We start from the raw sequence: 12,898 nt of genomic DNA, 5'->3' as shown, positions 1-12,898 counted from the left end.
GCTTTGGCATAATCACCTTATTTGATGAAATTCACCTTATAAGGTTACGAGATGCGCCTCAGCCGTTACTTTCTGCCCGTTCTCAAGGAAAATCCGTCCGAGGCTCAGATTGTCAGCCACCGGCTGATGCTGCGCGCCGGGATGATCAAGCAGGCCGCTGCGGGGATTTACTCCTGGTTGCCGCTGGGTTTCAAAGTTCTGCGCAAGCTGGAAAACATTGTGCATGAGGAACAGGCGCGCGCGGGCCACATCGCGATCCAGATGCCGATCCTGCAATCGGCGGACCTGTGGCGCGAATCCGGTCGTTATGACGACTACGGCCAAGAGATGCTGCGGATGCAGGACCGTCATGGGCGTGACATGTTGTATACGCCGACCGCTGAGGAGCTGGTGACCGATATCTTCCGTGGTCACGTCAACAGCTACAAAGACCTGCCGCTGACGCTCTATCAAATTCAGTGGAAATTCCGCGACGAAATCCGCCCGCGTTTCGGCGTGATGCGGGGTCGCGAGTTCTACATGAAGGACGGATATAATTTTGATCTGACCAAAGAGGATGCGCTGCACGCTTATAACCGACATCTGGTCAGCTATCTGCGCACGTATGAGCGGATGGGCCTGCAGGCCATCCCGATGCGCGCTGACTCTGGTCCGATTGGTGGGGATGACACGCATGAGTTCCTGGTGCTGGCCGAAACCGGTGAATCGGAGGTCTTTTATGACAGCTCCGTCACTGACCTGACCTTTGGCGACCGTGATATCGACTATGACAATCGCGCGCAGTGTCAGGCGATCTTGGAAGAGTTCACCTCAAAATACGCCCGCACGGACGAAACCCATGACGAGGCGCTGTTCAATCAGGTCCCCGAAGAGCGCCGCCGCGTGGCACGTGGGATCGAGGTTGGCCAGATCTTCTATTTCGGCACCAAGTATTCTGAGGCGATGGGCGCGACCGTGCAGGGCCCGGAGGGCAAACCCACGCCGGTTCACATGGGTAGCCACGGCATCGGCGTCAGCCGCCTGATCGGTGCAATCATCGAGGCCAGCCATGACGAAAAAGGCATCATTTGGCCCGAGGGCGTGACTCCATTCCATTGCGGCATCGTGAACCTGAAGCAGGGCGACGAAGAGGCAGACGCTGCCTGTAACAAGATCTATTCCGCTCTGACCGCGTTGGGGCTTGAGCCGCTTTACGATGACCGGAACGAGCGGGCAGGGGGTAAATTTGCGACCATGGACCTGATCGGTCTGCCCTGGCGCATCACCGTTGGCCCGCGCGGTCTGAAGAACGGTGTGGTCGAACTGACCAGCCGCCGCACCGGCGAAAGCGAAGAACTGAGCCCCGAGGCGGCCGTCACAAAGATCGCCGAGATCTATGAGCAGCACGCCTGAAACGGGCGACAGGCCGCTGATCTCAGTGATCACGGCGACCACCTATAACCTGCTGTCTCAGGGACGGCAGGACAGGTTCAGAGGCGTTGTCGACTGCATGGCGCGGCAGGCATGTGGCCGCGCTGAACATATCATTCAGGATGGGGCCTCGACCGACGGAACAGTTGCGCTGTTGCAGGATCTGACAGCGGGCCGGCCCGAAACGCGGTTGATATCCGAGCCCGATGCGGGCCTTTATGACGCCATGAACCGGGGCGCGCAGGCTGCTCGTGGCGACTATCTCTTGTTCCTCAACTCTGACGACTCGCTTGCATCGGATGATATCCTGAACCTCGCGGCTGAACGGCTTGCGGCGACCCGGCCGGATTTCCTGTACGGATCAACGACCCGGTGTTTTCCGGATGGCGGTGAAACCAGCGAGAAACGGATGTCTCTGACGGCGATCCTGCAGAGAATGCCGTTTTGCCATAACTCTGTTTTTCTCAGACGGGATGTTTTTCTGGCGCTTGGCGGGCATGACACGCAGTTTCAGATTGCGGCAGATTATGACCTGATGCTGCGCCTGATTGGTAGCGGCGCTCGGGGGGAACGCTTGGATGACCCTGTTTCATTGTTCTGGGATCGGGGCGCGACCAGTGATGACGCCGCCACTGGACTGGATTATGCCAAGGTCTGGATGCAGTTTTATGCCGGTTTCAAATCCGCGCAGGGCCTGACGCAAAGTGATTTTTCCGAATTCTATCGGCGCGGGCACATGCCCGTTTCACTGATGGTCGAAATCCTCAGACACCGGGATATGCCAACACCGATCCGGCAGGCAGCGCGGCACAGTCTGGCAAAGTCGCTGCGCCGCTCTGTTCAGGTCTGGCGCAACTTCTAGGCGCGTCCCGCCGCCGGTCTGTTCAGAAGAAGATCACCATCTGCCTGACCGCCGCGTGCGATAACCTTAAGGCGCCCCATGCGTTCAACCAGATCGTCCAGTTCAAACCCAAGAAACCTGATACCGCAAATCCTGGCGCCCGTAGCGCGATCTGTTACACAAAGTCGTCCGTTCTGAAATGCCAGGCGATATCCCTTTTCCTTCAGGATGTCAGCGAGACCTGTCCAGCTGATTGCGTCTGTAAACAGTGGCCTGATCGAGGCGCGCAGCAATGCTGCAGTTTCACAGTCCAGATCCTGAGAGGTGATTGCGGCCCCAACAGGACCGGTTCCTTCTATTTCCCTTATAATACCCATGAGCGACCCCCGCTCTTTCAAAATGTGTTCCCCCAATTTTCAGGGTGACAAAGTTTCCAAAAATTAGCAAAGTGCGAAATAAAATTGCTTAATAAAATGTTGCAAATTGAATTCAGTATTTGGTTTCCAACTCACATTGACTTCATACCTGAAACAATCGGGCCGCGTCTGTGATCGACTTCACAACTGTAGCGATATTCTTATCTGCGTGATCATCTAAAACGCGCACAAACTGTGGCTGGCGAATCAAGCGGCGCCGGGAAACAATGTTTGGCGGCCCCTGTGTTAGCTGCTAGAGCGGGCGGCAATAAAGGGTTAGGGGATAGGTGCGCGGTGCTGAGTTTTGCAACGATTGTGTATTCCAAAGATTATCCGCTGCTCCGACTTCAAGCCCTGTCTTTGGCGCGTTTCGCGGATCCTGCGCAAGTGGCATCGATTCATGTCGTCCTCAATGATCGCGACGAGCCATCGCTCAGGTCCCGAATTGACCCGATACTCGAGTATTATGGCCCGCTTCGCCCCAAGGTTCAGGTGCTCAGCGGCGATGATGTGCTGCTGGGCGAAGGGCAGAGCGGGACGCGTCCGCTCTTGGATCGCATCCTGATCGAAAACCGATATCGCATCCCTTTTGTCGGCAAGGGCGGCTGGCGCGGCAACAACGGTTATCGCACGCAACAAGTGCTCAAGCTGGGTGCGGCAAGGGTAGCCAAATCCGAAGAGCTGGTGATCCTCGATACCAAGAACCTCTTTTTGCGCCCGTTTTCCGTTTCCGATTTCTTCACCAAGGACGGGGCTGCCCGTATTCCGTTTGTGGGCGTCGGCAGTGATTTTCACCGAAATTGGTTATGCGAGAGCCTTGAGGCGCTGCAGGTCGCTCAACTGGATCTGGAAACGCTCCGGACGACAACCTTTGCAACACCATTCCCGGTGCGCAAATCGCTGGTGTTGGATCTGCTGGATGAGATCAATACGCGCTACGGTTCGGTACAGGCGCTGTTCGCCTCGCGCAGGCGGCCGTCGGAATTCATGCTGCTCAACGCGTATTGCCTGAGGAGGTCGCAAGACCTGCGTCCCTGGTTCGAGGATGCGCCAGATCAAAATATTGGGTTGTGGCCCACATTCACGGATGCTGAGCTTGCAAAGCTGGTTGGACGTCTGAGCACCCCTGATGTGCTTAGCCTGGGTTTGCATAACCGGGCAATTGCCGGGTTGTCCGCCGATTTGCTTGGTCAGGTATTCGGTGCGCTGGAAAATCGGGGTATCTGTGAACGCCATGTTGCCGAGGCGGTGCTGAACGAGACCTCGGCGCTTTCGGGCTGACGCGATGCTGTCAAACACAGAACCGGGTTGACCATCGGCAAAAATGCCGAAAATGTCGCCGCAAAATAGTGCCGGAGCAGGAATGGCCAAGACACCACCGCCCTTTGCCCCATTTGAATGGAAGATCGCATGGCGATATCTACGCGCGCGCCGCGCCGAAGGGGGCGTCAGCGTGATGACGTGGATTTCCCTGATCGGAATAACGTTGGCGGTCTTTGCCCTGATCGCCACGCTGGCCGTGCGCTCGGGCTTTCGGTCGGAATTTGTCGGCACCATTCTGGGGGCCAACGCGCATGTCACCGTCTATTCGGCGGGTGAGATTGATGCGCAGGGGCGTCTGGATCGCAAGATCGCTGATTTTGACGAGATGGCTGGTCGCATTGCGCAGGTGCCGGGCGTAAACCGCGCTGCACCTTTGGTCAAAGGGCAGGTCTTGCTGACCAATCGCGACCGCAGCACCGGGGTCGAGGTGTTTGGTATCCGTCCCAGTGATCTGTTCAGCCTGCCGGGTATTGCCGAAAGTCAGGAAGCTTACGGGGATTTGTCCCGGTTTGAAGACGGGATCGCCATAGGCTCGGGCGTTGCCCGCGCCATCGGGGCGACGGTGGGGGATACGGTCAAGGTGACCTCGCCCAATGGTGTCAAAACGGCCTTTGGGACCTCGCCTCGTGTGAACGCTTATGAGGTCGTCTATGTCTTTTCCGCCGGGCGCTATGATATCGATCGCACCCGCGTTTATATGCCCTTCGCTGAGGCGCAGAGCTTTTTCAACCGCGACGGCGTCGCGGATGAGATCGAGGTGATGGTGAAAGAGCCTGAAAATCTCGATCCGCTGCTGATTCCTATTCTTGAGGCCGCAGGCAGCAGGCCGCAAATCTGGACGTGGAAAGATGCCTCGGGTGGTTTTTTGCGCGCGCTTGAGGTCGAGGACAACGTGATGTTCATCATCCTGTCGATCCTCGTGCTGATCGCTGCGATGAATATTGTCTCTGGCCTGATCATGTTGGTCAAAAACAAGGGACGCGACATTGGCATCCTGCGCACTATCGGCCTCAGCGAAGGGTCGGTGCTGCGGGTCTTTTTCATCTGCGGTGCGTTCACAGGGATCATTGGGACCGCGTTGGGGGTGATCCTTGGGTGCCTCTTTGCGCTGTATATCGATCCGATCTTTTCCTTCGTGAACTTCGTGATGGGCGGCGGCGTCTGGGACCCGGCCATTCGTGGCATCTATGCGCTGCCCGCCGAACTGCATCTGTCAGATGTGCTCAAGGCGGTTGGTCTGTCGCTGGGCCTGTCTTTTCTGGTCACCTATTTCCCGGCCCGCCGCGCGGCGCGGCTGAACCCGGTTGAGGCGCTGCGTTATGAGTGATGTGACTTTGCGGCTGGACGGTCTGACTAAAACCTATCTCAAGGGCAAACCGGTTGAGGTGCAAGTGCTGCGCGGCGTCGATCTTGAGTTACGCGCGGGTGAAGCGGTGGCGCTGGTTGCTCCTTCGGGGGCGGGCAAGTCCACTCTGCTGCATATTGCGGGGCTGCTCGATACACCTGATAGCGGGGCGGTCGAAATCGCAGGGCAGGCGGCGTCGGGCCGGGGGGATCGTGGTCGCACGGCCATCCGGCGGCAGGATATCGGCTTTGTCTATCAGTTTCACCACCTGCTGCCAGAGTTCACCGCGCTTGAGAACATAACGCTTCCGCAATTGGCCAATGGTGCGTCCGAGCGTGCCGCGAAGGAACGCGCCATGTCGCTGCTGGATCGTGTTGGCGTTGCACAACGCGCCGATCATCGGCCTGCGGCTTTGTCGGGTGGCGAACAACAGCGCGTGGCCTTTTGCCGGGCGCTGGCCAACAACCCGCGTGTTTTGCTGGCGGATGAGCCCACCGGAAACCTTGATCCCGATACCTCGGATCAGGTGTTTGCGGCCCTTATGGATTTGGTGCGCGAGGCCGGTTTGTCGGCCCTGATCGCAACACATAACCTTGATCTGGCGGCGCGGATGGACCGGATGGTCCGGCTTGAAGGGGGCGTCCTCAGGCCAGTTGCGTGATCGCAACCCCGAGGGCCATAACGGCAATGCCCCCAGCCCGCATGAGGCTGAGCGGTGTGACCTGCGCGCCGAACAGGCCAAAATGGTCGATGGCGGCTGTACTGATCAGCTGACCCAGCAGCACAAAGAACACCGCGTTGCCGACTCCGAAATGCGGGGCGACATGGGTGATCGACAAAACATAGAACGCAATCAGCACACCGCCCAACAGCAGGTGCTTGGGGGCCTGCGCGACCTTTGACAGCGCTGAGGCACCGGGGAACAGCATCAGCACCAGGATCGACGTGCCAAAGGCAACCGCAAACAGGATAACCGCGGCCGTGGTGGGCGAGCCGATCAGTTTCCCCAGCGCTGCGTTCAGAGCGGCCAATATCGGAATGCCGATTCCGGCCGCCAGCATAATCGCTGCATAATGTGTCATCGCTCGGAACCTCTGTGCCAATCTCGTTGATCTGGATCATTGCGGCAGAAGCCCGGCCGAGCAACCCTGCAATTATGTGACAGAACGGAGGAAAGCGATGACCCGATCGATACTTACCGCGATCACACTTGTTTTGATTTTGCCATCGGGCACAGCATGGGCGCAGGACGCAGATGCGGGAGCCGAACTCTATCAGCATCACTGCGCCACCTGTCACGGCATCGATGCCACGGGGCAGGGGCCGATGGCCGGTGTTCTGGTGATCCAGCCCACCGATCTTACAAACCTGTCGGATGCGACGGGCAACTTTCCGGTCGTGCGTGTGATTGAACGGATTGACGGGCGTGATCCTTTGGTCAGCCACGGTAGCCCGATGCCGGTCTATGGCCCGTTTTTCGAAGGTCAGGACACAGCCATGAAGGCGCCAACGGGTCAGCCCATTCTGACCAGTAAACCCATTGCCGACCTTGTCGCCTATTTAAAAACGCTGCAAGCTGGCTAGCGCTTCAGCCGCAAATCCCCTCGATCTTTGCCCCGCTCCACGGGATCAGCACGTCGCTTTCGCGTTTTGATCCAGGCAGCGCGATCAGATCGAAATGTTTGCCCAACATTTCATGCAGGCGCTGTGTGCGCGGCGCATCCGGGTCCAGCGCGCGGCAGCAGACATATTCTTCGACGATGGCCCCCTGCTGCTCGAACCCATAGGCAAGGAAATCGGGCGAGGTATCGAGGTCGAATAGATAGGGGTCTTTGCGGCGGCCATGCTCGGCGGCGGCACGTAGTGGATGATATCCCGTGGTCTTTCGGTTCTGCCACTGCCAGACATGGGTCAATTCATGCGCCAGCAACATCGCCGCGACCAGATTAACCTGTTCGGGGTATGAGTTCATATAGTCCTCAAGATACCAGTCTTTGGTAAAATAGACCCGGTTGAACAACGCCACAGCGGCGGGTTTGCCGGTCACGATACCTTCCCGCACGGGTGGTAGAATACGCTCGCGGCAGGCCAGGCGTGGGCGCGCTTTGCGTTCATACGTGATATTTGTCACCGGGGCGCCTTCGACCAGACGAACCCTGTCCAGATTGAGAGTGTCGCCCTGAATGTTCTGAGCAAATGCGCGCTCCTGTTCGGTCAGGGGGCGACCGCAGGACACAAAGATGAAAACAACACATAAAAGAAAATAGCGGATCATGACCAAACCCTAGTGCGCGGGGCTGGTGCTGCAAGCGGTTTTCATACACTCATCGCCAGGGTCCGGCTGATTTCAGTCAGTGAGCGCCCGGACTGATCCATCCAGCTGTTGAACGCCTGCTGTACGGCCGCCATCGCTTTCTTGGACGTCGGAGCCTTGTCGACAATACCTTCGGCAATCAGCCGCGCGGTGACATCCTGCGACAGAATGAAACTGTCACGTCCGGCAAAGCGCATGGCGTATTGGGCCGATGCGCCGCCAAGGCGAGACCCCCGGCTGCCCAGCATGGCCAGCAATCCGATGTAATCCTCGGACGGCCAGCCGCCCAGAACCTGTCCGGCGCCGCCTTCTTGGCGCAGCTCTAACAGGAAGGCGGCATTCTCGCGCACGGTAGCGATTTTGGTGCCGTTGCGCACGATCCGGGTATCCTGCAGCAGCGCGTCGAACTTGTCGTCGTCCATAAACGCGCAGCGCCCGACATCGAACCCTTCAAACGCCGTTTCAAACCCGTCCCACTTGGCGTCGATGACTTTCCAGTTGAACCCAGCCTGAAAGATGCACTTGGTCAGAATCGACAGCCAGCGATCCTCGGGCATCGCTGTAAGCGCCGCCTGCGTCTTGGGCTTGATCAGCTTTGCCTCCAGCGCGTTCGCGCCGCCGTGGCGTTCTGCAGCCAGTGTGTAAATCTCATCAAAATGACGCATGGGGTATCGCCCTCTGGTTGGTCAGCCTCTGATCCGGATCGTAGCGACGTCCGTCTAAACTTTGCACACTTTTTGTGTTTTGAACCCCATCCAACCACTACGCCTTGATTTTTCAAAACAAATTGAAAAGAAATGCTCGACAAATCCGGGGATTCGGGTTTGTGATTGACCCGCCAGTCAATTTCGCGCCAAATGTGATTTGCTTAGCATCAGTGTGTGGATTTGAACTGCGGTTGTGGGGGGAAGAAAAGTGGCGCGCAAAGACGAGGGGACACTCGTCATCTGATAAGCTGTTCACTTCGACCTTCTGATCAAGTGTGTGCATGTTGCGACAGAGTATTGTCATTGAACATGTCAACCGGTGGAACAACAGCTGCCGGGGTGGGCAAAACTAATAAGACAGGGAGCAATTCCATGAAGAATCTGAGTGTAAGCCTTTTGGCGTTTGCTGTCGCGGGTGCGGCGCAGGCGGCGGATATGGGGGCTGTGGACGAGCCGATCAAACTGGCCGTCAACGAATGGACCGGACAGCATGTCACCACACATGTGGCCGGTGAGATGCTCAAGGCTGCTGGGTACAATGTTGAATATGTGACGGCTGGCATGATGAACCAGTTCCAGGCGCTGGCCGATGGCGACATCGACGCGACATTGGAAATCTGGTCGTCCAACGTATCGGACGAATACGCGAAAAAGGTTGCGGAAGGCACGGTTGTCGAAATCGGCGATCTGGGGCTCGACGCCAAAGAAGGCATCGCATACCCGGCGCATGTGGCCGAACTGTGCCCCGGCCTGCCGGCCTGGGAAGCATTGAAGGATTGCGCACCGGTCTTTGCCACCGCTGAAACGCTGCCCGGAGGTCGTCTGGTTGACTATCCCGCCGATTGGGGCACACCTGGCGCGGATCGTATGACCGGGCTCGAGCTACCGTTCAAAGCGGTTCCTGCTGGATCCGAGGGGGCTCTCATCGCTGAGCTGCGTGCCTCGACCGAACGTAAATCGCCGCTGTTGATTACGTTCTGGCAGCCACATTGGGCGATGTCTGCCTATGATGTGCAGTTCGTCGACCTGCCTGCAGGCGAAGAGGCGTGCTTTAACGATCCGGCCTGGGGTCCGAACCCCAACGCTGTGAACGATTGCGACTTTGCGCCGTCGCGTATCTTCAAGGCCAGCTGGAGCGGCATGGCGGACAAATGGCCAGCAGCTTATGAGATTTTGTCCAACTATGAGCTGGCGGTCGAAGACCAGCAGCCGATGATGGGCGCAATCGACGTCGATGGCGGCAAGGTCGAAGAGGTGGTTGCCACCTGGATGTCCGCAAACGAAGACAAGTGGCGTCCGGTTGTCGACGCGGCCACCAAGTGAGCTCACGCAGTGGTTGAAACAAAGACGCCAGCCATCGCCTGCCAGAATCTCTGGCAGGTGTTTGGCCCCGGCGCTGACAAAGCCCTGACCGACGCGCTGTCTCGGTCAGGGAATGATGCCGACAAAGCCGCCGCAGAGCTGCGCGAAAACGGGTTCATCCCCGCCGTGCAGGACGCCAATTTCGAGGTTAAGGACGGAGAGCTGTTTGTCATCATGGGCCTGTCGGGCTCGGGCAAGTCCACGCTGATCCGCTGTATCTCGCAACTGTTGCGGGGCACCGGTGGCGAAATTCGCGTTGATGGCGAAAATGTTGTGGGGGCGTCTAAAAAGGCTCTCACCGAACTGCGCCGCAAAAAGCTGGGCATGGTGTTTCAGCACTTCGGCCTGTTCCCACACATGACCGTCGCCGAGAACGTGGCGTATCCGCTGCGCGTGCAGGGCATTGGTCGCAAAGAACGGCTGGCCCGCGCGCAAGAGGTGATCTCGCTGGTGGGGCTGGAAGGGCGCGAAAACAGCTTCCCCCGGCAGCTTTCGGGTGGCCAGCGCCAGCGTGTGGGGATCGCCCGTTCACTGGCTGTTAATCCCGATATCTGGTTTCTGGACGAGCCCTTCTCGGCGCTCGACCCGCTGATCCGCCGCCAGTTGCAGGATGAATTCCTGCGCATTCAGGCGACGTTGAAGAAATCCATCGTGTTCATCACGCACGATATCCAAGAGGCGCTGAAGCTGGCCGACCGCATCGCCATCATGCGCGATGGCAAGATCGTTCAGATCGGCACGCCAACTGATATCGTGCTGCATCCGGTCGATGATTACGTGCGTGAGTTTTCTAAAGATGTCGCCAAGGGCCAGCACGCCAAGGTTGCCTCGGTCGTTCGCGGAGAACCGGAGTGCGGCCCCGACGATCCGGGCCTGACCACTTCGATGACGCTGGACGCGGCGCTAGCGCATTGCATGAAACTGTACGAGCCGGTTCCGGTGCGCGACGAAAACGGGACGGTTGTCGGTACAGTGCATCCCGCCGATCTGGCGGCGGCGTTGCAGGTGGATGACGCATGAGTGTTGCCTCAGATATCCCAACGCAGCAGGCCGCACGGCTGACAGTGGGGGCGCAGGCGGCGCTGATCACCGTTATCGTTGGCGCCTTGTGTCTGGCGTTGGAACCCAGCCTGCCCTGGCTGGCCAAATGGCCCGCCGCATGGGGGATACCGGCAACCGACTGGGTCGGCGCGTTTCTGGACTGGTTTCTGAATGGAATCAAACCGGTTGCGCGACTGTTTTCAGATCTGATGACCTATCCGATGGATTGGGCGAACTATGTGCTGGGCCAGACGCCATGGCCCATTCTGATCGGACTGGTCGCCGCACTGGGGTGGTATCTGGGTGGTCTGCCGATGGCGGCGCTCGGCTTCTTTGGCCTCAGCTTTGTACTTGCGTCGGGCTATTGGGCCGAAAGCATGAATACGCTGGCGCTGGTTGCCGTTTCGGTGCCGGTCGCTCTGACCGTTGGCGGCGCAATAGGCATCCTTGCGTACGAAGTTCCGCGCGTGAAGGCCGCTGTTCAGGCGGTGCTGGATATCATGCAGACGGTTCCGACCTTTGCCTATCTGACGCCTCTGTTGTTGCTCTTTGGGTTTGGCCCGGTGGTCGGCCTGATCGCGTCGGCCATCTATGCGGCGCCGCCCATGGCGCGCAACGTTCTGCTGGGGCTCGAACGGGTCGAGCCCGAGATCAAAGAAGCCGCCATCATGTCGGGCGGGACGCGCATTCAGCAGTTGTTTCAGGTCGAAATCCCGGCCGCCGCGACGCAGATTATGGTCGGTGTCAACCAATGTTTGATGGCGGCGCTGTCGATGGTCATCATTGCTGCTGTCATTGGCGGGTTCAACGATATCGGCTGGGAGGTCCTGCTGACCATGCGCAAGGCCCAGTTCGGTGAATCCCTGATGGCCGGTCTGGTCATCGTGGTTTTTGCAGTTGTGATCGACCGAATGAGCGGCACTTTGGCGACCGAGCGCAAGCGCTATGATCAACGCGTTGTCTGGGCCATCCTTGCCTTTACAGTGCTGTTTACCGCAGCCTTCTGGGCTTGGCTTCCAAACCCTGCGGAACTGACCCTGCTGGACCCGGTGGCGGAAGCGGTGGACAGCGGCCTGACAGCCTTTACCCAGACGAACGGGAGCTGGCTAGATGCGCTCAAGAACAACTCGATGTTCTATGTGCTTCTGCCGCTGCGGATCGGGCTGGATGAGGCGGTGCTGCCCTTCACATGGGGCTTCCAGTGGACGCAAACGATGAGCTTTGGCCTCTTTGCTGTGGGTGCCGCCATCGCCCTATTGATGGCATGGCGCGGGCATCTGACCGGCGGGCTGGTTGTGTTGATCCTGATCGGCATGCTGGAAACCGGCATCGCCAATCTGCCATGGCCCTTTGTTCTGACCGGCGCAGCCGCCCTGGGATGGGTCGCGGGCGGCTGGCGGCTGGCGGCGCTGTCGGTTGGGTTGCTCTGCACCATCCTTGTGTCAGGCCTGTGGGAGAGGGCGCTGCTGTCGCTCTACCTCAGCGGAGCGGCGGTGTTCTCCTGCGCGGTTGTCGGCGGTCTGATCGGCCTGGCCAGCGCGGTCTGGAGCCCAGTCTGGAAAGTCGTCCGTCCGATCTGCGATATGCTGCAGACCATCCCGCTGTTCGTGTTCCTGATCCCCGTGCTGATGGTGTTCCAGATCGGCGAGTTCTCGGCCTTTCTGGCGATCTGCGCCTATGCGATTGTCCCGATGATCCGCTACACACGGCACGGTTTGGTCAACACCCCGGAAGAAATGATGGAGGCCGCGATCTCCAGCGGGGCGACCGAATGGCAGATCATGCGCGATGTCCGCGCGCCATATGCCGCGCCGACCATTCTACTGGGGCTGAACCAGACCATCCTCTATGCCTTTGCCATGCTGGTGATTGCTGCCTTGATCGGGACCACCGGTCTGGGTCAATCGATCTATCTGGCGCTGGGGCAGGCCGATGTGGGGCTGGGCATCTCGGCCGGGGCGGCCATGGCCATTCTGGCCCTGATCGCTGACCGTATGGTGCAGGGCTTTGCCGAGGAACGGCGCAAAGCGCTGGGACTGTGACATCAGGGCAGGGCGGCGCATCCGCCCCTTGCCCGCATTTGACTTCGGACAAAGACCGGCCTCGCCGAACGCGGTAGGTCGTGAGAAACAACTTCGG

13 protein-coding genes are annotated in these 12,898 nt (G+C 58.9%); 9 read left to right on the top strand and 4 right to left on the bottom strand.

All coding sequences use genetic code 11. The features are described from left to right. Positions 1-51 precede the first annotated feature (51 nt). Together proS and ACR0I7_RS07240 are read left to right on the top strand one after the other, a co-directional pair. Complete coding sequence (gene proS / locus ACR0I7_RS07245) at positions 52-1,392, top strand: proline--tRNA ligase (RefSeq protein WP_480509545.1); 1,341 nt, start codon at positions 52-54, stop codon at positions 1,390-1,392. Then, on the top strand, positions 1,376-2,272 hold the full coding sequence (locus ACR0I7_RS07240) for a glycosyltransferase family 2 protein (protein ID WP_480509544.1): 897 nt from the start codon (positions 1,376-1,378) through the stop codon (positions 2,270-2,272). Before proS ends, ACR0I7_RS07240 begins: the two co-directional genes overlap by 17 nt. On the opposite strand, the gene ACR0I7_RS07235 is transcribed toward ACR0I7_RS07240, so the two are convergent. After that, complete coding sequence (locus ACR0I7_RS07235; protein WP_480509543.1) at positions 2,269-2,628, bottom strand: hypothetical protein; 360 nt, start codon at positions 2,626-2,628, stop codon at positions 2,269-2,271. The two genes, ACR0I7_RS07240 and ACR0I7_RS07235, sit on opposite strands and share 4 nt — an antisense overlap. Before the next feature lie 234 nt (positions 2,629-2,862). On the opposite strand from ACR0I7_RS07235, the gene ACR0I7_RS07230 reads away from it, so the two are divergent. From ACR0I7_RS07230 to ACR0I7_RS07220, 3 genes are all read left to right on the top strand, one after another. After that, positions 2,863-3,948: a DUF6492 family protein gene (locus ACR0I7_RS07230; protein WP_480509542.1), complete on the top strand. Its 1,086-nt coding sequence runs from the start codon at positions 2,863-2,865 to the stop codon at positions 3,946-3,948. A gap of 82 nt (positions 3,949-4,030) precedes the next feature. Further along, complete coding sequence (locus tag ACR0I7_RS07225; RefSeq protein WP_480509541.1) at positions 4,031-5,317, top strand: lipoprotein-releasing ABC transporter permease subunit; 1,287 nt, start codon at positions 4,031-4,033, stop codon at positions 5,315-5,317. Then, entirely contained in the window at positions 5,310-5,996 is a 687-nt protein-coding gene (locus ACR0I7_RS07220; RefSeq protein WP_480509540.1) for an ABC transporter ATP-binding protein, read from the top strand. Before ACR0I7_RS07225 ends, ACR0I7_RS07220 begins: the two co-directional genes overlap by 8 nt. Here ACR0I7_RS07220 and ACR0I7_RS07215 read toward each other — a convergent pair. Continuing rightward, positions 5,980-6,417 (bottom strand): DMT family transporter, encoded by a 438-nt coding sequence (locus ACR0I7_RS07215; RefSeq protein ID WP_480509539.1) that lies wholly within the window; start codon positions 6,415-6,417, stop codon positions 5,980-5,982. The two genes, ACR0I7_RS07220 and ACR0I7_RS07215, sit on opposite strands and share 17 nt — an antisense overlap. A 97-nt stretch (positions 6,418-6,514) precedes the next feature. On the opposite strand from ACR0I7_RS07215, the gene ACR0I7_RS07210 reads away from it, so the two are divergent. Continuing rightward, entirely contained in the window at positions 6,515-6,919 is a 405-nt protein-coding gene (locus ACR0I7_RS07210; protein ID WP_480509538.1) for a c-type cytochrome, read from the top strand. A 4-nt stretch (positions 6,920-6,923) separates the two neighbouring features. On the opposite strand, the gene ACR0I7_RS07205 is transcribed toward ACR0I7_RS07210, so the two are convergent. Both ACR0I7_RS07205 and ACR0I7_RS07200 read right to left on the bottom strand, forming a co-directional pair. Further along, complete coding sequence (locus ACR0I7_RS07205; protein WP_480509537.1) at positions 6,924-7,610, bottom strand: hypothetical protein; 687 nt, start codon at positions 7,608-7,610, stop codon at positions 6,924-6,926. A 41-nt stretch (positions 7,611-7,651) separates the two neighbouring features. After that, a complete protein-coding gene (locus ACR0I7_RS07200; protein WP_480509536.1) occupies positions 7,652-8,314 on the bottom strand; it encodes a DNA-3-methyladenine glycosylase I in 663 nt (220 codons plus the stop codon). 414 nt (positions 8,315-8,728) lie between these two features. Between ACR0I7_RS07200 and ACR0I7_RS07195 the strand changes: the two genes are divergently transcribed. Genes ACR0I7_RS07195 through ACR0I7_RS07185 form a run of 3 tightly spaced genes read left to right on the top strand, consistent with a single transcriptional unit; the run spans position 8,729 to position 12,801 of the window. Continuing rightward, entirely contained in the window at positions 8,729-9,679 is a 951-nt protein-coding gene (locus ACR0I7_RS07195; RefSeq protein ID WP_480509535.1) for an ABC transporter substrate-binding protein, read from the top strand. A 9-nt stretch (positions 9,680-9,688) separates the two neighbouring features. Further along, positions 9,689-10,738 carry a quaternary amine ABC transporter ATP-binding protein gene (locus ACR0I7_RS07190; RefSeq protein ID WP_480509534.1) on the top strand — a complete coding sequence of 350 codons (1,050 nt, stop codon included), beginning with the start codon at positions 9,689-9,691 and terminating at the stop codon, positions 10,736-10,738. Continuing rightward, positions 10,735-12,801 carry an ABC transporter permease gene (locus ACR0I7_RS07185; protein ID WP_480509533.1) on the top strand — a complete coding sequence of 689 codons (2,067 nt, stop codon included), beginning with the start codon at positions 10,735-10,737 and terminating at the stop codon, positions 12,799-12,801. Before ACR0I7_RS07190 ends, ACR0I7_RS07185 begins: the two co-directional genes overlap by 4 nt. Positions 12,802-12,898 lie beyond the last annotated feature (97 nt).

This window comes from Ruegeria sp. AM1 (assembly GCF_056540745.1).
This window is presented reverse-complemented; position numbering and strand designations above follow the sequence as displayed.